An 18,061-nucleotide genomic window follows, 5' to 3' on the forward strand; every position below is an offset into this window, starting at 1 on the left:
TTATTCACTTTCCGAATCAGGCGTGATGACTTTGACGGAACCATTCCGACAGTGAACGGCATAATCTGTCGGTAATGGGCGATCGCTAATCAGGACATCAAAGGCAGAAAGCGGACCAATGCTGGCAGGCGCGACCTCATCAAACAGGGCGTGACGCGCCAGCAAAATTTTGCGCAGACCGCGCTCCATCGCTTTACGTTTGGCGGCAAGATCATCCGGGTTAAACCAGCTCACGCCAAAATGTTCATGTACGCCGCTGGCGGAAATAAACACTTTGCGCGGATTGAGCGAATCCAGCGCCGAAGGATTATTGGCATCATAAAAGGCATCGCTCTTGGCCCGATAGGTGCCGCCGCACAGAATCGCCGTGGCATTAGGCTTTTCATTCAGCGCGATAAATACCCGATGCGAGTAGCAAATCCCGGTAAAGGTAATATCATCCGGTATCATGCTGATAACTAATGGCATTTCCGGACCGTTATCAAAAAAAACCAGATCGTTTTCACGCACCAGGCCGGCGGCCAGGATCGCAACGGGAAGGTCGTCCCGATGATGCGTCTTTTTCGCCGGCAGCGGCATATTGGTTGAAGACGTAGGCTTATTTACCATGACGATATAGCCGCCGAGCAGCGTCAGCGGTAAAGGGTCATCATCCTGGCTGAGATCGCGGCGAATGGTCATCACCGAAACTTCCAGCATCCGCGCGGCGTCTTTCAGATGGATTCGATCGGTCTTTTTCAGTAACTCCATCAAGCGTCGGATACGTTCTTTTTGCTTGGTCTCCATTCACCCTCTCCGCAAATCATGTTGTTATGTTCCATCAGTAACATTTATGTGTTTCTGAGAACATTACAGTGTGGCACTACTATACGTCTGGCCGTCAGGAAATAAAAGTGGGTTTATTCGCGTTTTATAACAATAAATATTTAATTTTCAGTAAATTGTAACCCTAAAAATGATTTGATGCGCGTATGTTCCGCCAGGGATTGTTCACGCAGTAAATGGCAAAATGATCCTCTAATCGCGATCATAGTCACAAATGATACGGAAGTAACATGATAATGTTATTTTAATATCATTGTCGTGTGACGATTTCTGAGAGGGAGTAAAATGGATATCGCGGTTATTGGCTCTAACATGGTGGACCTTATCACCTACACCAACCAGATGCCCAAAGAAGGGGAAACTCTGGAAGCGCCGGCGTTTAAAATCGGCTGCGGCGGAAAAGGGGCGAACCAGGCCGTGGCGGCCGCTAAGCTCAATTCAAAAGTATTGATGTTGACCAAAGTGGGCGACGATATTTTTGCCGACAACACCATTCGTAATCTCGAATCCTGGGGGATCAATACGACGTATGTAGAAAAAGTACCGTGTACCAGCAGCGGCGTAGCGCCGATTTTCGTCAACGCCAACTCCAGCAACAGCATTCTGATCATCAAAGGCGCTAACAAGTTTCTCTCGCCGGAAGATATCGATCGCGCGGCGGAAGATTTAAAAAAATGCCAGCTTATTGTTCTGCAACTGGAAGTTCAGCTGGAAACGGTTTATCACGCAATAGAATTTGGCAAGAAACACGGGATTGAAGTGTTATTAAACCCTGCGCCAGCATTACGGGAATTAGATATGTCTTATGCCTGTAAATGCGATTTCTTTGTACCCAATGAAACCGAGCTGGAAATATTAACCGGTATGCCAGTGGATACCTATGACCATATTCGCGCAGCGGCACGTTCGCTGGTAGATAAAGGGCTGAACAATATTATTGTCACCATGGGTGAGAAAGGCGCGCTGTGGATGACGCGTGACCAGGAAGTCCATGTTCCGGCGTTTAGAGTGAACGCTGTCGATACCAGCGGCGCGGGCGATGCCTTTATCGGCTGTTTCGCGCATTACTATGTCCAGAGCGGGGATGTGGAAGCCGCCATGAAAAAAGCCGTCCTCTTTGCCGCTTTCAGCGTCACCGGGAAAGGCACCCAATCCTCTTATCCAAGCATTGAGCAATTTAATGAGTATCTTTCGTTGAACGAATAACAATCACCCTGCACTGTTAAAGGTAGCACTATGAACGATAAAAACATCGTTCAGATGCCCGACGGGTATCTGAATAAGACACCTCTGTTCCAGTTTATTTTGTTATCCTGTTTATTCCCATTATGGGGATGCGCAGCCGCGTTAAATGATATTCTGATTACGCAATTTAAAAGTGTATTTTCGCTGAGCAACTTTGCTTCGGCATTAGTACAAAGCGCCTTTTATGGCGGTTATTTTTTAATTGCTATTCCGGCCTCGCTGGTCATTAAAAAAACCAGTTATAAAGTGGCGATACTTATCGGCCTGACGCTATACATTGTCGGCTGTACGCTCTTTTTCCCGGCGTCGCACATGGCGACCTACACCATGTTCCTCGCGGCGATTTTCGCCATTGCGATTGGCCTGAGTTTCCTGGAAACGGCGGCGAATACCTACAGTTCGATGATCGGGCCGAAAGCCTACGCCACGCTGCGGCTGAATATCAGCCAGACCTTTTATCCGATCGGCGCGGCGGCAGGCATTTTATTGGGTAAATATCTGGTCTTTTCCGAAGGGGAAAGCCTGGAAAAACAGATGGCGGGCATGAATGCCGAGCAAGTCCACAACTTCAAGGTGCTGATGCTAGAAAACACTCTGGAACCCTATAAGTACATGATTATGGTTCTGGTAGTGGTGATGGTACTGTTCCTGCTGACGCGTTTCCCGACCTGTAAAGTCGCGCAAACCGCGAGTCATAAACGCCCCTCGGCGCTGGATACGTTACGCTATCTCGCCAGCAACGCCCGTTTCCGTCGCGGTATTGTGGCGCAGTTCCTGTATGTGGGAATGCAGGTGGCGGTCTGGTCGTTCACTATCCGTCTGGCGCTGGAGTTAGGCGATATCAATGAGCGCGATGCCTCAACCTTTATGGTCTACAGCTTCGCCTGCTTTTTTATCGGCAAGTTTATCGCCAACATTCTGATGACACGCTTCAACCCGGAAAAAGTCCTGATCCTTTACTCTGTGATCGGCGCGCTGTTCCTGGCCTACGTGGCGCTGGCGCCCAGCTTTAGCGCGGTATACGTGGCGGTGCTGGTCAGCGTTCTGTTTGGCCCCTGCTGGGCGACCATTTATGCCGGAACGCTCGATACCGTCGATAACGAACATACCGAAATGGCGGGGGCGGTGATCGTGATGGCGATTGTCGGCGCGGCGGTGGTTCCTGCGATTCAGGGTTATGTGGCGGACATGTTCCACTCGCTACAGCTCTCATTCCTGGTTTCCATGCTGTGCTTTGTTTACGTTGGCGTTTACTTCTGGCGCGAAAGCAAAGTGCGCGGCAACCTGGCTGAAGTCGCCGCGTCCTGAGGAGATCAACCATGACAACACGTATTACATTATGGCGGGAGCTTTTTAACGAGCAGCCGCGTATCTTGCTGGAAAATGATGATTTTACGGTTACGGCGTTTCGTTACGCCAGCGGCGTGGAAGGATTGAAAATACAAAACAGCCGCGGTCATCTGGTGATTCTGCCCTGGATGGGGCAGATGATTTGGGACGCGCAGTTTGACGGTCATGATCTGACTATGCGCAACATGTTCCGCCAGCCGAAGCCGGCTGCGGAAGTGGTGGCAACGTATGGTTGCTTTGCTTTCCATTCCGGACTATTGGCGAATGGCTGCCCGTCGCCGGAAGATACACATCCGCTGCACGGCGAGATGCCCTGCGCTGCTATGGACGACGCCTGGCTGGAGTTAGAGGGCGACAGTCTGCGCGTGACCGGGCGCTACGAGTATGTGATGGGGTTCGGTCATCATTATCAGGCGCAACCTGCGGTGGTAATGCGTAAAGCAAGCGCGCTGTTTGATATTCAGATGACAGTGACTAACCTGGCTTCAGTCGCCATGCCGCTACAGTACATGTGCCACATGAACTATGCCTATGTGCCGAACGCCACGTTCCGCCAGAATATCCCGGATACCGCGCTGACGCTACGCGAGTCGGTGCCGGCGCATGTCAAACCCACGGCGCAGTGGCTGGCGTTTAATCAACGACTTTTGCAGGGTGAAGCCTCGCTGGCAACGCTTAACGAACCTGGTTTTTACGACCCGGAAATCGTGTTCTTCGCCGATGAACTGGACAGATACACGGATACCCCGGAATTCAGTATGATCGCCCCGGATGGCACCACGTTCGTGACACGTTTCGCCAGCGCGGAGCTGAATTACGTGACCCGCTGGATTCTTTATAACGGCGATCAGCAGGTTGCCGCCTTTGCCCTGCCCGCGACCTGTCGGCCTGAAGGTTTTCTCGCGGCGCAGCGAAATGGAACCTTGCTTCAACTGGAACCGCAGCAAACCCGGACGTTCACCGTCACGACAGGCATTGTCTGACCGCTCAAGGCTTGAACAGCCGCGCGCTTATCGTTAAGGTAAGCGCGTTTTTTTTATCCATCAGGACAGAACCCATGATTACCGTTGCCCTTATCGACGACCACCTTATCGTCCGCTCCGGCTTTGCACAGCTACTGGGGCTGGAACCCGATTTGCAGGTGGTCGCCGAATTTGGTTCCGGGCGCGAAGCGTTGGCAGGCTTACCGGGGCGCGGCGTACAGGTATGTATCTGCGATATCTCAATGCCGGATATTTCCGGACTGGAGCTGCTAAGCCAACTGCCAAAAGGGCTGGCGACGATCATGCTCTCGGTTCACGATAGCCCGGCGCTGGTGGAACAGGCGTTGAACGCCGGCGCGCGCGGTTTTCTCTCTAAACGCTGTAGTCCGGATGAACTGATCGCCGCGGTGCATACGGTGGCGACAGGCGGCTGCTATTTGACCCCCGATATTGCCGTGAAACTGGCGGCGGGTCGGCAAGATCCGCTGACCAAACGCGAGCGTCAGGTGGCGGAAAAACTCGCCCAGGGTATGGCGGTAAAAGAGATTGCCGCCGAGCTGGGGCTGTCGCCAAAAACGGTGCATGTCCATCGCGCGAATCTGCTGGAAAAATTAGGCGTCAGCAATGACGTTGAACTGGCGCATCGCATGTTTGACGGTTGGTAATGAACACCTTTTTTTCCCGTTTAATCACCGTTGCTGCCTGCTTTTTTATTTTCTCCGCCGCGTGGTTCTGCCTGTGGAGCATCAGCCTGCATCTGGTAGAACGCCCGGAGCTGGCGACGCTACTCTTTCCCTTCGGCCTGCGCCTGGGACTTATGCTGCAATGCCCGCGTGGATACTGGCCAGTATTGCTGGGCGCGGAGTGGCTACTGGTGTACTGGTTAGCGCAGGAAGTTGCGCTGGCCCATCTGCCGCTTTTGATGATCGGTGGTGTGTTGACGCTACTGCCCGTGGCGCTGACTTCGCGTTACCGCCATCAGCGCGACTGGCGCACGTTATTGCTTCAGGGCGCGGCCCTCACCGCCGCGGCGCTACTGCAATCCCTGCCCTGGCTGGGGCAGGGGGAAGCGGCATGGAACGCGCTACTGCTGACCCTCACGGGTGGTCTGACGCTGGCTCCCATCTGCCTGGTTTTCTGGCACTATCTCACCAGCACTACCTGGCTGCCGCTGGGACCATCGCTGGTATCGCAGCCGGTAAACTGGCGCGGGCGGCATCTGATCTGGTATCTGCTGCTGTTTATCGTCAGTCTGTGGCTGCAACTGGGTTTACCTGCTGAACTTTCGCGCTTTACGCCGTTCTGCCTGGCGTTGCCGATTATCGCGCTCGCCTGGCATTATGGCTGGCAGGGCGCGCTCATTGCCACACTGATGAACGCTATCGCGCTGATCGCCAGCCAGACCTGGCACGATCATCCTGTCGATTTATTACTTTCGCTGTTGGCGCAAAGCCTGACCGGGCTACTGCTTGGCGCGGGCATTCAGCGTCTGCGCGAGCTGAACCAGTCGTTGCAAAAGGAGCTGGCGCGCAACCATCGGCTGGCGGAGCGTCTTCTGGAGACCGAAGAGAGCGTGCGGCGCGATGTTGCGCGTGAGCTTCACGATGACATCGGGCAGACCATCACCGCGATTCGAACCCAGGCGGGCATTGTGCAACGACTGGCGGCGGATAACGGCGGCGTGAAGCAGAGCGGGCAACTTATCGAGCAGCTTTCGCTGGGCGTGTATGACGCCGTGCGTCGCCTGCTGGGGCGCTTGCGCCCGCGCCAGCTAGACGACTTAACGCTGGCGCAGGCCATCCGTTCGCTGCTGCGCGAAATGGAGCTGGAAAGCCGCGGTATTGTCAGTCACCTCGACTGGCGAATTGACGAAACGGCGCTGAGTGAAAGTCAGCGCGTGACGCTGTTTCGCGTCTGTCAGGAAGGGCTGAATAACATCGTAAAACATGCCAATGCCAGCGCGGTGACGCTCCAGGGCTGGCAGCAGGATGAGCGGCTGATGTTGGTGATTGAGGATGACGGCAGCGGCCTGCCGCCGGGCTCTCAGCAGCAGGGCTTCGGCCTGACCGGAATGCGCGAACGCGTGTCGGCGCTCGGCGGGACGCTAACCATCTCTTGTACCCACGGTACGCGGGTGAGCGTCTCGTTGCCCCAGCGTTACGTTTAAGGAAGGATAATGCTTTCGTTTTTAAAAGCCCCGGCCAACGCGCCGCTCATCACCGATAAGCACGAGGTTGACGCCCGCTATCGCTACTGGCGGCGGCACATCCTGATCACCATTTGGTTGGGTTATGCGCTGTTCTATTTCACCCGTAAAAGCTTTAACGCCGCCGCGCCGGAAATCCTTGCCAGCGGCATTCTGACCCGCAGCGATATCGGCCTGCTGGCGACGCTGTTTTACATCACCTACGGGGTGTCGAAATTTGTTTCCGGCATCGTTAGCGATCGCTCCAACGCTCGCTATTTTATGGGCATCGGGCTGATTGCGACCGGCGTAGTGAATATTCTGTTCGGCTTCTCGACCTCGCTGTGGGCCTTTGCTCTGCTATGGGCGTTGAATGCCTTTTTCCAGGGGTTTGGATCGCCGGTTTGCGCCCGTTTGCTGACCGCCTGGTACTCGCGTACCGAACGCGGCGGCTGGTGGGCGTTATGGAACACCGCGCATAATGTCGGCGGGGCGCTGATCCCTCTCGTCATGGCCGCTGTCGCCCTGCATTATGGCTGGCGCGTCGGAATGATGGTGGCCGGATTGCTTGCCATCGGGGTGGGCATGGTCCTCTGCTGGCGGCTGCGCGACCGTCCGCAGGCGATTGGTTTACCGCCGGTAGGCGACTGGCGGCACGATGCGCTGGAGGTAGCCCAACAGCAAGAGGGCGCGGGGCTAAGCCGCAAAGAAATCCTCGCTAAATATGTGCTGTTGAATCCCTATATCTGGCTGCTTTCGCTGTGTTACGTCTTAGTGTACGTGGTGCGCGCGGCGATCAATGACTGGGGCAACCTGTATATGTCCGAGACGCTGGGCGTAGATTTGGTCACGGCCAACACGGCAGTATCGATGTTTGAGCTGGGGGGATTTATCGGCGCGCTGGTGGCGGGCTGGGGCTCGGACAAACTCTTCAACGGCAACCGCGGACCGATGAATTTAATCTTCGCCGCCGGGATTCTGCTCTCTGTGGGTTCGCTGTGGCTGATGCCGTTCGCCAGTTACGTGATGCAGGCGGCCTGTTTCTTCACCACCGGTTTCTTTGTTTTCGGCCCGCAGATGCTCATTGGCATGGCGGCGGCGGAGTGCTCGCATAAAGAGGCGGCGGGCGCGGCCACCGGCTTTGTCGGCCTGTTCGCCTATCTCGGCGCGTCGCTTTCCGGCTGGCCGTTAGCGAAAGTGCTGGAGATCTGGCACTGGACCGGTTTTTTTGCGGTCATCGCCATCGCGGCGGGGATCTCCGCGCTATTGCTGCTGCCATTTCTGAACGCCCAGGCCCCACGCGAGACCAGCGAAGCGTGACGCACCTCACCTTTTTGCGCTGAATGGGGCAAAACTAAGAAATTTTCCCGGTTTTGCCTGGACGCTGTCGCAGGCCACTTTTCCTGTGGATTTTTACAATGCCTGCCATTCGCAGGTATAAAAATTAGCTCAGGAGTAATCCATGCTGGCCTTCTTAAACCAGGTGCGCAAGCCGACCCTGGATCTGCCGCTCGATGTGCGGCGTAAAATGTGGTTCAAGCCGTTCATGCAGTCCTATCTGGTGGTTTTTATCGGCTACCTGACCATGTACCTGATCCGCAAAAACTTTAACATCGCGCAGAACGACATGATCTCTACCTACGGGTTGAGCATGACCGAGCTGGGGATGATTGGCCTGGGCTTTTCGATCACCTACGGCGTGGGGAAAACGCTGGTTTCCTACTACGCTGACGGTAAAAATACCAAGCAGTTTCTACCGTTTATGTTGATCCTCTCCGCTATCTGTATGCTCGGCTTCAGCGCCAGTATGGGCGCGGGGTCAACCAGTCTGTTTCTGATGATCGCTTTCTATGCCCTGAGCGGTTTCTTCCAGAGTACCGGCGGATCGTGCAGCTACTCGACCATCACCAAATGGACTCCGCGTCGTAAACGCGGCACCTTTCTCGGCTTCTGGAATATCTCCCACAACCTCGGCGGCGCGGGCGCGGCAGGCGTGGCGCTGTTCGGCGCCAACTACCTGTTCGACGGTCACGTCATCGGCATGTTTATCTTCCCGTCGATTATCGCGCTGATTGTTGGCTTTATCGGTCTGCGTTTTGGCAGCGACTCCCCGGAGTCTTACGGTCTGGGTAAAGCTGAAGAACTGTTCGGCGAAGAGATCAGCGAAGAGGATAAAGAGACTGAAGAAAACGAAATGACCAAGTGGCAGATCTTTGTTGAATATGTATTGAAAAACAAAGTGATCTGGCTGCTGTGCTTCTCCAATATCTTCCTGTATGTGGTGCGTATTGGTATCGACCAGTGGTCAACCGTCTACGCCTTCCAGGAACTGAAACTTTCTAAAGAGGTGGCGATTCAGGGCTTTACCCTGTTCGAAGTGGGCGCGCTGGTCGGCACGTTGCTGTGGGGCTGGCTCTCTGACCTGGCGAACGGTCGTCGTGCGCTGGTAGCCTGTGTGGCGCTGGCGTTAATCATCGCCACCCTCGGCGTCTACCAGCACGCCAGCAACCAGTATGTCTATCTGGCCTCGCTGTTCGCGCTCGGTTTCCTGGTGTTTGGGCCGCAGCTGTTAATTGGCGTGGCGGCAGTCGGTTTCGTACCGAAAAAAGCTATCGGCGCTGCGGACGGTATCAAGGGAACCTTCGCTTATCTTATCGGCGATAGCTTTGCCAAGCTGGGTCTGGGCATGATTGCCGACGGCACCCCCGTTTTTGGTCTGACCGGCTGGGCGGGCACCTTCGCCGCGCTGGACGCCGCCGCGATCGGCTGTATCTGCCTGATGGCGATGGTCGCCGTGATGGAAGAGCGCAAAATCCGCCGTGAGAAAAAAATTCAGCAAGTCAATATCGCTTAAATGTGTGCATTTGGTAACGTTTTGCCCGGCTTAACGCCGGGCTTTTTTATGCCTTGCGTTCGTCAGACAGGATATCCGGCGTCTTGCGTAAATGAAGACAGGCGTTAATAAATCACATCCTGACAGGCCAGAACGTCGACAGTTATAAATTTACCGTTATGATGGGCATCCTGTTTGGTGACGGATGTGCGCATGATTTGGTTGATTCTGGCCACGTTTGTGGTGGTGTTTATTGTGGGTTTTCGGGTGTTGACATCGGATACTCGCCGGGCGATTCGCCGCCTGAGCGAACGTCTGAATATTGATGTAGTGCCGATAGAATCGATGATTGATCAGATGGGTAAAACGGCGGGCGGTGAGTTTTTACAGTATCTGCATCGCCCTGATGAGTCGCATTTGCAAAATGCCGCTCAGGTGTTACTGATCTGGCAAATGGTGATTGTCGATGGCGGCGATCAGAATTTGCAGCGGTGGCATCGGTTGCTGCAAAAAGCGCGTTTAGCCGCGCCGATCACCGATACACAGGTACGGCTGGCGCTGGGTTTTTTGCGCGAAATGGAACCCGATATGCAGGAGATCAACGCGTTTCAACTGCGCTATAACGCCTTTTTTCAGCCGGAAGAGGGTGTCCACTGGCTGCATTGATACTCTTCACTATCTCGTTAACAAAAGACGAGATGAATGAGGCTGGCAGGGGCGGCGAGCCACGATTAACGGCCAGATGGCGCGATTCATCGTTAGCCAAATAAAGCGTAGCCGCCATCGTATTTGCTAAGGGTGAACCACAGAAGTAACGCACCGAATAACCGCTAACGACGCCAAAACGTCAGAGACTTATAGCTCATCATTTCCGTGACATATATCACGGAAATGTGATCTTGTTTTGAACACCAAAACTGTGACTCCTTGCCATACCTCCTGTCTCAAAATTTCTTATCATAAACTCGAAGTTGTACATGATTGTCTATAGACAACTCTAAATGTTTAGGCGCGCCCCATGAAAACATTGAGTAAAAGTTCACACATCCCACTGTATCAACAGGTTGTGGAGTGGATAAGGGAAAGTATTTATAGCGGAGAATTAGTTGAGGATGACCGGATACCTTCAGAGTTTCAAATCATGGATATGCTGGAGGTGAGTCGCGGTACCGTTAAAAAAGCGGTTGACCAACTTGTCCGGGAAGGTGTTCTTGTGCAAGTGCAGGGTAAAGGAACTTTCGTAAAGAAGGAAAATGTTGCTTACCCACTGGGTGAAGGTTTGCTCTCCTTTGCTGAAGCCTTAGCCAGCCAGAAGATAAACTTCACAACCAGCGTCATAACCTCCCGACTGGAACCCGCTAACCGCTTTGTAGCAGAGAAACTGAGTATCAAACCGGGACAAGATGTTTTATTTCTTAAACGCCTTCGTTGTATTGGCGATGAAAAAGTCATGTTGATTGAAAATCGTATCAACATTGATCTCTGCCCCGGTATTATTGATGTAGATTTTACCAGGGAGAATTTATTTTCAGCAATAGAAAGATTATCCGATAAGAAAATAAGTTTTTCTGAAAGCCGTTACGCAGCAAAATTAATTGGTAATGAGCGAGGCCATTATCTTGATATTGGCGAAGACGCACCTGTTTTGCATTTGGAACAGTTGGTATTTTTCTCTAGTGGATTGGCCATTGATTTTGGTAACGTCTGGTTAAAAGGTAATAAATATTATCTTGGCACTATTTTACAGCGCCTGGATGCCTAACTAGCAAAGAGGAATCTATGCAGGATATTCATTTTCGCCGTCATTATGTTCGCCACCTCCCTAAAGAGGTGAGTCAGAATGACATAATCAAGGCTCTTGCCAGTCCGTTAATTAACGATGGTATGGTTGTATCTGATTTTGCCGATCACGTCATTACGCGAGAACAGAATTTTCCAACGGGTCTACCGGTTGAGCCTGTAGGTGTCGCTATTCCACATACTGATCACAGGTATGTTCGCCAAAACGCCATTAGCGTTGGAATACTGGCAGAACCCGTCAATTTCGAAGATATGGGCGGGGAACCAGATCCCGTACCTGTCAGGGTGGTGTTTATGCTTGCTTTAGGTGAAAGCAATAAGCAGCTCAACGTACTGGGTTGGATTATGGATGTGATCCAGGATGAGGATTTTATGCAGCAGTTACTGGTCATGAATGATGATGAAATTTATCAGTCAATTTACACACGCATATCTGAAAGAGGTGAAGTATGAGTAAAATGATACTATTTGTTTGCGCAACGGGTGTTGCTACTTCCACGGCTGTGGCAGAAAAAGTAATGGAATATTGTAAAGACAATGGGCTTGATGTTAATTATTCCCAAACTAATGTAGCCTCATTGCCAAACAATACCGATGGTGCAGCTTTGGTTGTATCAACAACGAAAGTTCCTTATGAACTGGATATTCCGGTTGTTAGTGGTCTGCCAATCATTACCGGAGTAGGTGAAGATAAAGTTCTTGAAAAAATAGTTTCAATCCTTAAAGGCCAAGCCTGATTTCATAAATAAAAAACAGATAAATTACCCAGGCGCTAACGCGAGGTCTGGTCACATCTGAATAAGAGGTCGGATATGAATGATATAGCACATACTCTCTATACCGTTGTGCAATATGTCCTGGGATTTGGCCCAACGGTTTTATTGCCGCTGGTCCTTTTTTTCCTGGCATTGTTCTTCAAAGTAAAACCCGCCAAAGCACTTCGCTCATCATTAATTGTCGGAATAGGGTTTGTCGGAATTTATGCCATCTTTGACATACTTACCAGCAATGTAGGCCCGGCTGCACAGGCAATGGTTGAGCGAACTGGTATTAGTCTGCCTGTGGTCGATTTAGGCTGGCCACCGTTGGCCGCAATTACCTGGGGCTCACCAATCGCACCCTTTGTCATTCCGCTGACGATGCTGATTAATGTCGCCATGCTGGCTCTGAATAAGACACGTACTGTTGATGTCGACATGTGGAACTACTGGCACTTTGCCCTGGCTGGAACGCTGGTTTACTACAGCACAGGGAGTTTTGTTTTGGGTCTGTCCGCAGCCGCTATTGCCGCGATCGTGGTTCTCAAACTGGCGGACTGGTCTGCGCCATTAGTGGCAAAGTACTTCGGTCTGGAAGGTATTTCACTTCCGACCCTGTCATCTGTCGTCTTCTTTCCGATTGGATTGCTGTTCGACAAAATTATCGACAAAATCCCTGGCGTTAACCGTATTCATATTGATCCGGAAAACGTTCAGAAAAAAATGGGAATCTTCGGTGAGCCTATGATGGTGGGTACTATTCTGGGGGTCTTGTTGGGCATCATTGCCGGGTATGACTTTAAACATATCCTATTGCTGGGGATCAGCATTGGCGGTGTCATGTTCATTCTTCCGCGTATGGTACGAATTTTGATGGAAGGTTTATTACCTCTGTCTGAAGCCATTAAGAAATATTTGAATGCCAAATATCCTGGCCGTGATGATCTCTTTATCGGACTGGATATCGCGGTAGCAGTAGGTAACCCAGCCATTATATCTACAGCACTGATTCTGACACCCATCTCTGTCTTTATTGCATTCCTTCTTCCTGGCAATAAAGTCCTGCCACTCGGAGACCTTGCGAACCTGGCAGTCATGGCTTCCATGATTGTACTGGCATGTCGTGGCAATATTTTCCGGGCTGTGATAACCGCAATTCCTGTTATTGTCGCCGACTTGTGGATTGCGACCAAAATTGCGCCATTTATTACCGGTATGGCTAAAGATGTCAATTTCAAAATGGCTGAGGGGTCAAGTGGTCAGGTATCAAGCTTCCTTGATGGCGGTAACCCCTTCCGTTTCTGGCTGCTTGAAATATTCAACGGAAATATTGTTGCTATCGGGCTAATTCCTGTGCTTGCGCTGATTATTTATGGTGTTTTTCGCCTGACAAAAGGAACGGTCTATGCCTGATTACCACGCAGCGCTTGTCATTGACATTGGCACAACTAACTGCAAAGTCAGCTGTTATTCCTGTCATGACGTGTCAGTTCTGGAAGTCCGCAAGTTTCCGACGCCAATAATATCGTCGGACAAAGGCGAGGTAGATTTCGATATCGAAGCGCTGTGGCAGGCACTGCGACTGGTAATGGCTGAACTGGTGGCTTCAGTACCGTTTCCGGTAAAAAATATCAGTATTGCGAGTTTCGGTGAGTCTGGTGTCTTTGTGGATAAGGAGGGCGTCATTCTTACCCCGATGCTGGCCTGGTATGATCGACGTGGTGAATCTTATCTCTCGTCATTAAGCAAGGCAGAGGCTGAAGAACTGTATTCTATAACGGGATTGCCACCTCACAGTAATTACTCAGCATTTAAAATGAGATGGTTGCTTGATAACTACTCCTTGCATGAAAGAAAAGATATCTGCTGGTTACATGCACCAGAAGTGTTGTTGTGGCGAATGACAGGTGCGAAAAAGACGGAAATATCCCTGGCCAGTAGAACGTTGTGTCTGGACATTGCTCGCCGTACCTGGTCTCGTAATGCTGCCGGGATTCTCGGCATACCGTTCGGTGTACTGGCTCCGTTGATAAAGCCAGGTGAAGTGGCCGGATGGGTGACGGCAACGCTTAGAGAGGAATTGGGCTTCTCTCATGAGGTAAAAGTTACCCTGGCCGGGCACGATCATATGGTCGGTGCCCGCGCATTACAGCTGCAACCGGGCGATGTGCTGAATTCTACCGGCACGACAGAGGGTATTTTACTGCTGAATACACAACCAACGCTTGATGTGCAGGCTCGCAGGGATAAGCTGGCAAATGGTTGTTACTCCGATGGTGAATTTTTCACGCTTTTCGCTTCTCTGCCTGTCGGCGGTTATGCGCTTGAATGGGTGAAAAAAACCTTTCGTTTAACTGATAAGGAAATAAGCACAGGCCTGGAAAAAGCCATGGAGCAATACCTCAAACCTTCCTGGTCTGTCGAGCATGTGCCGGTATTTATTCCTCATTTGCGGGGCTCGGGTTCGCCAAATAAAAATCGGCACACCCGTGGCCTGCTTTTTGGTCTGACGGATTCACTTCCTCCGGAGTCTCTGCTTGAGAGTGTCTTTATCGGCCTGGCGATGGAGTTTGCACACTGTCACGGGTGCTTTAATATCCCGGCGGGCAGGACAGTAAAAGTCATTGGCCCTGCGGTGAAAAACCCATACTGGCTCCAGTTGAAGGCTGACATCCTCCAGTGTCCAATTGAGGCCATTGCTTTTGATGAAACCGTCTCCCTTGGAGCATTGTTGATAGCCTGTCCGAATGTTGTCCCCCCGACTGTTCCTGTGGCTGAGCGATATTTTCCTGACGCGGTTCGTTCTGCAAAGTTGAAAATATATCAGCAGCAATGGCTGTCATTTTATCAATTTAAACTGCGGCAAGAAGGGGCGCTTATTGGTGAATAACTGTGATAACTCAATAGTTCGATAATTTACTTACACTGCTCACATAAATATCTGGAGTTAATATGCCTTTAGTCAATGGTAGGATCCTGCTCAATTGTATTCAGGAAAAACATGTCCTTGCGGGGGCATTTAATACAACGAACCTGGAGACAACAATTTCCATTCTTAATGCAATAGAACGTTCCGGATTGCCCAATTTTATTCAAATTGCTCCTACTAATGCACAGCTTTCAGGTTACGATTACATTTATGAAATAGTTAAGCGACATGCCGATAAAATGGATATTCCTGTCAGCCTGCATCTGGATCATGGGAAAACTCTGGAAGATGTTAAGCAGGCTGTCCGGGCCGGATTTACCTCAGTAATGATTGATGGCGCGGCGCTACCGTTAGAAGAAAATATTGCATTTACCCGAGAAGCCGTCGATTTCTGTAAATCATTTGGTGTTCCCGTCGAAGCGGAATTAGGCGCTATTCTGGGTAAGGAAGATGATCATGTCAGCGAGGCTGACTGCAAAACTGAACCTGAGAAGGTTCAGCGCTTTGTTGAGGAGACAGGGTGCGACATGCTGGCAGTGTCAATTGGTAATGTACATGGTCTTGAAGATATCCCACGCATTGATATCCCGCTATTACAACGCATCGCGTCTGTCAGTCCGGTCCCTTTGGTTATTCATGGAGGTTCTGGTATTGACGCGGATATTCTTCGCAGCTTTGTTAATTACAAAGTAGCCAAAGTGAATATTGCGAGTGATTTGCGCAAAGCCTTTATTACTACTGTTGGTAAGGCTTGGGTAAATAATAACAACGAGGCTAATCTGGCGCGTGTCATGGCGAACGCAAAACAGGCAGTTGAGGATGATGTTTATTCTAAAATTAAGATGATGAATAAACATCACTCAGCATTCCGCAAAGTCTCTTAAGGAAAATATATGATTAGACAAACAGTACGCGTTATGAACAGTACGGGGCTTCATGCGCGGCCAGCCGCTACGCTTGCGAAAATTGTCAAAAAATACCAGTCTTCATTAACGCTAGTTAATAATGACAAAGAAATTCCCATTAAAGGAATGATGAGTATTTTGGGGGCTGGCGTAAAGGGAAACACAATGATTGATTTAATTTGTGATGGACAGGATGAACTGGCTTTTATGGATGAATTAAAATCTGCATTTGCTGATGGCTTTGGTGAGTCAGTATAGTGCAATTCCCGTCAAACGGCGCAGGAAGTTGTAGAGGCTTCCTGCACTCATTATCGTATGAATCGTCTCCACCCGGAAAACAATCCCGTCTGAGACTGTTATTAAATTTGTTTAATTACCCGTTGTTGAAGTGCTCATTTCAACAACGGGACAGGCAAATTATGGACGAAAAGAAACTCAAAGCCCTTGCGGCGGAACTGACTAAAGGGATGACCCCGCGCGAAATTGTTGCTACGTTCGAAAAAATGGAGTATGCCGATCCAAAACTGGCGGTGAGTCGTTTTATTCTCAAGTTAGGTGACCACCTGAGCGATCACCTTTAAAGTTATACAGAATTACTGACAGACTCTTTAGGAATCGAAACCAGGAGAATATCTCACAGGTGACATCGCACCTTTCTTTCTAAGATCCTCTGGAATCTTTTTACCGAGATAAAGCTGTGCTATCGCAGGTGGCGCTACTTTTCCTCGAAATCCAAAGCGGGAATTTTGAGTAGCTTCAAACTCCTCGTCTTCATCCCATGAGGATATCTCTGGGAAATTCTCACGGGTAGATTTGAGCCACTCATCAGCGACATATACACCCCTTACGATTCCCTTCACTGTAGCCAATATAACTTCAGCCTTACGGGCACGCTCAACGCTGACCCGCCAGCTAAAACGTACGGCATCATAAAGGTCCACATCTTTTGAACTTCTGTTAACAGAGATCATCAGGGCTTTATGTTGGAATACAATTGTTTCAGGTTGGTACGTGGCGATTAACTCTTTGATGTGTGCAGCGCCATATTCATTACTGCCAGCACCGTTCATGATATTAGTTAAACCGGGGTAGGCGTCTATAAGGGCGGCTTCAACCTCGTAAGCGGTCTTTTCATCAGCTATACCGTGTCGGTGAATAACATGAATGACCTCAAGACCAGCTAATCTTATCTCTCGAAGTTGCTTGAGCTTGTTACTAAGTAACTCATCATCATCCACTGCTGCGACCTCACCGCGCATATGAGCAAATACACGATTGCCTTTTCCCTTCCCCACGTAGAAGGTACTTCCGTCCCTGGGATCAATTAATCGATACACATACCAGCCAAGGTGTTCCATTACTCCCGGTGGAAACTCATTAATATCCATGTCATAACGCCTATCAATTGATTCATAAAACCATGATACTGTCGATTAACAACTTATAGTACTCATTAATCTTTCCCGATGATTGATAAAGTGAGCAGCGTCTGCTGTTGGCGCTTAGCGGACATTTTAACTTTGCCCAACCCCAGACATCCGACTTAGCCTTAACAGACCATCGGTAAAACCCTCATACCAGCACCTTTAGCCCGTGTTTTTGGACAACATTAAGTAGTTTCAGTGACATCCCGCTGGGACGCTTGGCGCCGCTTTCCCACTTTTGAACCGTTGATACGCTGGTATTCAGGTAGCGAGCGAAAACCGACTGGCTAACGTTGAGTTCTTCTCGTAACGCTTTTATTTCAAGTGGCTGCAGATCTTTGATGCTGCTTAAGCAGGCCGTGTCAAAACTGCGCATTGTCTCCTGGGGAATGGCATCCACGCTAAATAATCCAGATGCCGCGCTATGAATCGCTTCAAAGGCAGGGCTTTTGAATTTAGTTTTTGCTGACATGGCGCACCTCTACCAGTTCTTTGTTATTAATGAGTGCCGTTATCTGATCTTCGGTCAGGCAAGCATAGTGTTTTGCTAACTCACGGAAACCCGCGAGTTCACGATAGCTAATGTTGGCCATATCCTGTTTGGCATACAGGAAGGTGTAAAACCAATGCTCGCCTCCCTTTGCCAACACGATTGCGCGATCGCGATTTTGATTGAGACGTTTTTTATAAACTCCGCCGCCAAGATTATCTGCTTTTCCTTGCAGTACGGCGTTGATGGCCTCGCTTAACTCGTCATCTTTTATCGTGTGGGACTTCGCTTCTCTGTTAAACCACCTGGTTTTGAAGATTCGCATCAGGTTGAC

General features: G+C 50.5%; 20 protein-coding genes. 16 read left to right on the top strand and 4 right to left on the bottom strand.

Translation table 11 applies throughout. From position 1 onward, the window contains the following. On the bottom strand, positions 1-786 hold the full coding sequence (locus LCS67_RS00230; RefSeq protein WP_000448642.1) for a DeoR family transcriptional regulator: 786 nt from the start codon (positions 784-786) through the stop codon (positions 1-3). Between the two features lie 324 nt (positions 787-1,110). Between LCS67_RS00230 and rbsK the strand changes: the two genes are divergently transcribed. The 16 genes from rbsK (at position 1,111) to LCS67_RS00310 (ending at position 16,394) form a co-directional block, all read left to right on the top strand. Next, positions 1,111-2,031, top strand: a complete 921-nt coding sequence (gene rbsK, locus LCS67_RS00235; protein ID WP_000350272.1) for a ribokinase — start codon at positions 1,111-1,113, stop codon at positions 2,029-2,031. 30 nt (positions 2,032-2,061) lie between these two features. Beyond that, positions 2,062-3,378 (top strand): L-fucose:H+ symporter permease, encoded by a 1,317-nt coding sequence (gene fucP / locus LCS67_RS00240; RefSeq protein ID WP_000998359.1) that lies wholly within the window; start codon positions 2,062-2,064, stop codon positions 3,376-3,378. Between the two features lie 11 nt (positions 3,379-3,389). After that, the gene (locus LCS67_RS00245) at positions 3,390-4,403 is read left to right on the top strand and encodes an aldose 1-epimerase family protein (protein ID WP_000213192.1); all 1,014 of its coding nucleotides are present in this window, start codon (positions 3,390-3,392) and stop codon (positions 4,401-4,403) included. Positions 4,404-4,477: 74 nt separating this feature from the next. Then, complete coding sequence (gene uhpA, locus LCS67_RS00250; protein WP_000633664.1) at positions 4,478-5,068, top strand: transcriptional regulator UhpA; 591 nt, start codon at positions 4,478-4,480, stop codon at positions 5,066-5,068. After that, complete coding sequence (gene uhpB / locus LCS67_RS00255; protein WP_031567088.1) at positions 5,068-6,570, top strand: signal transduction histidine-protein kinase/phosphatase UhpB; 1,503 nt, start codon at positions 5,068-5,070, stop codon at positions 6,568-6,570. The genes uhpA and uhpB overlap by 1 nt, the downstream gene beginning before the upstream one ends. Before the next feature lie 9 nt (positions 6,571-6,579). Further along, positions 6,580-7,908, top strand: coding sequence for an MFS transporter (locus LCS67_RS00260; protein WP_000948174.1), 1,329 nt, complete (start codon positions 6,580-6,582; stop codon positions 7,906-7,908). 142 nt (positions 7,909-8,050) lie between these two features. Further along, complete coding sequence (uhpT, locus tag LCS67_RS00265; protein ID WP_000879181.1) at positions 8,051-9,442, top strand: hexose-6-phosphate:phosphate antiporter; 1,392 nt, start codon at positions 8,051-8,053, stop codon at positions 9,440-9,442. A 192-nt stretch (positions 9,443-9,634) separates the two neighbouring features. Next, positions 9,635-10,087 carry a DUF1198 domain-containing protein gene (locus LCS67_RS00270; protein WP_001519640.1) on the top strand — a complete coding sequence of 151 codons (453 nt, stop codon included), beginning with the start codon at positions 9,635-9,637 and terminating at the stop codon, positions 10,085-10,087. A 352-nt stretch (positions 10,088-10,439) separates the two neighbouring features. Continuing rightward, the gene (locus LCS67_RS00275) at positions 10,440-11,183 is read left to right on the top strand and encodes a GntR family transcriptional regulator (protein WP_000854957.1); all 744 of its coding nucleotides are present in this window, start codon (positions 10,440-10,442) and stop codon (positions 11,181-11,183) included. A 17-nt stretch (positions 11,184-11,200) separates the two neighbouring features. Then, entirely contained in the window at positions 11,201-11,674 is a 474-nt protein-coding gene (locus tag LCS67_RS00280; RefSeq protein ID WP_001152237.1) for a PTS sugar transporter subunit IIA, read from the top strand. Then, positions 11,671-11,958: a PTS sugar transporter subunit IIB gene (locus tag LCS67_RS00285; protein WP_000041396.1), complete on the top strand. Its 288-nt coding sequence runs from the start codon at positions 11,671-11,673 to the stop codon at positions 11,956-11,958. Before LCS67_RS00280 ends, LCS67_RS00285 begins: the two co-directional genes overlap by 4 nt. Before the next feature lie 75 nt (positions 11,959-12,033). Then, positions 12,034-13,392: a PTS galactitol transporter subunit IIC gene (locus tag LCS67_RS00290; protein ID WP_000997826.1), complete on the top strand. Its 1,359-nt coding sequence runs from the start codon at positions 12,034-12,036 to the stop codon at positions 13,390-13,392. Continuing rightward, positions 13,385-14,869 carry an FGGY-family carbohydrate kinase gene (locus tag LCS67_RS00295; RefSeq protein WP_001113551.1) on the top strand — a complete coding sequence of 495 codons (1,485 nt, stop codon included), beginning with the start codon at positions 13,385-13,387 and terminating at the stop codon, positions 14,867-14,869. Before LCS67_RS00290 ends, LCS67_RS00295 begins: the two co-directional genes overlap by 8 nt. 62 nt (positions 14,870-14,931) lie before the next feature. Then, on the top strand, positions 14,932-15,792 hold the full coding sequence (locus LCS67_RS00300) for a class II aldolase (RefSeq protein WP_001131800.1): 861 nt from the start codon (positions 14,932-14,934) through the stop codon (positions 15,790-15,792). 9 nt (positions 15,793-15,801) lie between these two features. Further along, positions 15,802-16,071 carry an HPr family phosphocarrier protein gene (locus tag LCS67_RS00305; protein ID WP_000621109.1) on the top strand — a complete coding sequence of 90 codons (270 nt, stop codon included), beginning with the start codon at positions 15,802-15,804 and terminating at the stop codon, positions 16,069-16,071. Between the two features lie 161 nt (positions 16,072-16,232). Continuing rightward, the gene (locus LCS67_RS00310; RefSeq protein WP_000343619.1) at positions 16,233-16,394 is read left to right on the top strand and encodes a hypothetical protein; all 162 of its coding nucleotides are present in this window, start codon (positions 16,233-16,235) and stop codon (positions 16,392-16,394) included. Positions 16,395-16,421: 27 nt separating this feature from the next. Here LCS67_RS00310 and LCS67_RS00315 read toward each other — a convergent pair whose 3' ends face one another. From LCS67_RS00315 to LCS67_RS00325, 3 genes are all read right to left on the bottom strand, one after another. After that, a complete protein-coding gene (locus LCS67_RS00315) occupies positions 16,422-17,201 on the bottom strand; it encodes an LEM-3-like GIY-YIG domain-containing protein (RefSeq protein ID WP_000353909.1) in 780 nt (259 codons plus the stop codon). 184 nt (positions 17,202-17,385) lie between these two features. Next, a complete protein-coding gene (locus LCS67_RS00320; RefSeq protein ID WP_001274842.1) occupies positions 17,386-17,709 on the bottom strand; it encodes a helix-turn-helix domain-containing protein in 324 nt (107 codons plus the stop codon). Further along, positions 17,693-18,052, bottom strand: a complete 360-nt coding sequence (locus LCS67_RS00325) for a type II toxin-antitoxin system RelE/ParE family toxin (RefSeq protein WP_001217953.1) — start codon at positions 18,050-18,052, stop codon at positions 17,693-17,695. The genes LCS67_RS00320 and LCS67_RS00325 overlap by 17 nt, the downstream gene beginning before the upstream one ends. Positions 18,053-18,061: the final 9 nt, after the last annotated feature.

It is taken from the genome of Salmonella sp. A7 (genome assembly GCF_020181675.1).
GTDB classification, from domain to species: domain Bacteria; phylum Pseudomonadota; class Gammaproteobacteria; order Enterobacterales; family Enterobacteriaceae; genus Salmonella; species Salmonella enterica.

What these genes read in the sequence shown, in the direction of transcription:
- LCS67_RS00230 (WP_000448642.1), bottom strand. Translation starts at nt 786, where the DNA reads ATGGAGACCAAGCAAAAAGAACGTATCCGACGCTTGATGGAGTTACTG.
- rbsK (WP_000350272.1), top strand. Translation starts at nt 1,111, where the DNA reads ATGGATATCGCGGTTATTGGCTCTAACATGGTGGACCTTATCACCTAC.
- fucP (WP_000998359.1), top strand. Translation starts at nt 2,062, where the DNA reads ATGAACGATAAAAACATCGTTCAGATGCCCGACGGGTATCTGAATAAG.
- LCS67_RS00245 (WP_000213192.1), top strand. Translation starts at nt 3,390, where the DNA reads ATGACAACACGTATTACATTATGGCGGGAGCTTTTTAACGAGCAGCCG.
- uhpA (WP_000633664.1), top strand. Translation starts at nt 4,478, where the DNA reads ATGATTACCGTTGCCCTTATCGACGACCACCTTATCGTCCGCTCCGGC.
- uhpB (WP_031567088.1), top strand. Translation starts at nt 5,068, where the DNA reads ATGAACACCTTTTTTTCCCGTTTAATCACCGTTGCTGCCTGCTTTTTT.
- LCS67_RS00260 (WP_000948174.1), top strand. Translation starts at nt 6,580, where the DNA reads ATGCTTTCGTTTTTAAAAGCCCCGGCCAACGCGCCGCTCATCACCGAT.
- uhpT (WP_000879181.1), top strand. Translation starts at nt 8,051, where the DNA reads ATGCTGGCCTTCTTAAACCAGGTGCGCAAGCCGACCCTGGATCTGCCG.
- LCS67_RS00270 (WP_001519640.1), top strand. Translation starts at nt 9,635, where the DNA reads ATGATTTGGTTGATTCTGGCCACGTTTGTGGTGGTGTTTATTGTGGGT.
- LCS67_RS00275 (WP_000854957.1), top strand. Translation starts at nt 10,440, where the DNA reads ATGAAAACATTGAGTAAAAGTTCACACATCCCACTGTATCAACAGGTT.
- LCS67_RS00280 (WP_001152237.1), top strand. Translation starts at nt 11,201, where the DNA reads ATGCAGGATATTCATTTTCGCCGTCATTATGTTCGCCACCTCCCTAAA.
- LCS67_RS00285 (WP_000041396.1), top strand. Translation starts at nt 11,671, where the DNA reads ATGAGTAAAATGATACTATTTGTTTGCGCAACGGGTGTTGCTACTTCC.
- LCS67_RS00290 (WP_000997826.1), top strand. Translation starts at nt 12,034, where the DNA reads ATGAATGATATAGCACATACTCTCTATACCGTTGTGCAATATGTCCTG.
- LCS67_RS00295 (WP_001113551.1), top strand. Translation starts at nt 13,385, where the DNA reads ATGCCTGATTACCACGCAGCGCTTGTCATTGACATTGGCACAACTAAC.
- LCS67_RS00300 (WP_001131800.1), top strand. Translation starts at nt 14,932, where the DNA reads ATGCCTTTAGTCAATGGTAGGATCCTGCTCAATTGTATTCAGGAAAAA.
- LCS67_RS00305 (WP_000621109.1), top strand. Translation starts at nt 15,802, where the DNA reads ATGATTAGACAAACAGTACGCGTTATGAACAGTACGGGGCTTCATGCG.
- LCS67_RS00310 (WP_000343619.1), top strand. Translation starts at nt 16,233, where the DNA reads ATGGACGAAAAGAAACTCAAAGCCCTTGCGGCGGAACTGACTAAAGGG.
- LCS67_RS00315 (WP_000353909.1), bottom strand. Translation starts at nt 17,201, where the DNA reads ATGGATATTAATGAGTTTCCACCGGGAGTAATGGAACACCTTGGCTGG.
- LCS67_RS00320 (WP_001274842.1), bottom strand. Translation starts at nt 17,709, where the DNA reads ATGTCAGCAAAAACTAAATTCAAAAGCCCTGCCTTTGAAGCGATTCAT.
- LCS67_RS00325 (WP_001217953.1), bottom strand. Translation starts at nt 18,052, where the DNA reads ATGCGAATCTTCAAAACCAGGTGGTTTAACAGAGAAGCGAAGTCCCAC.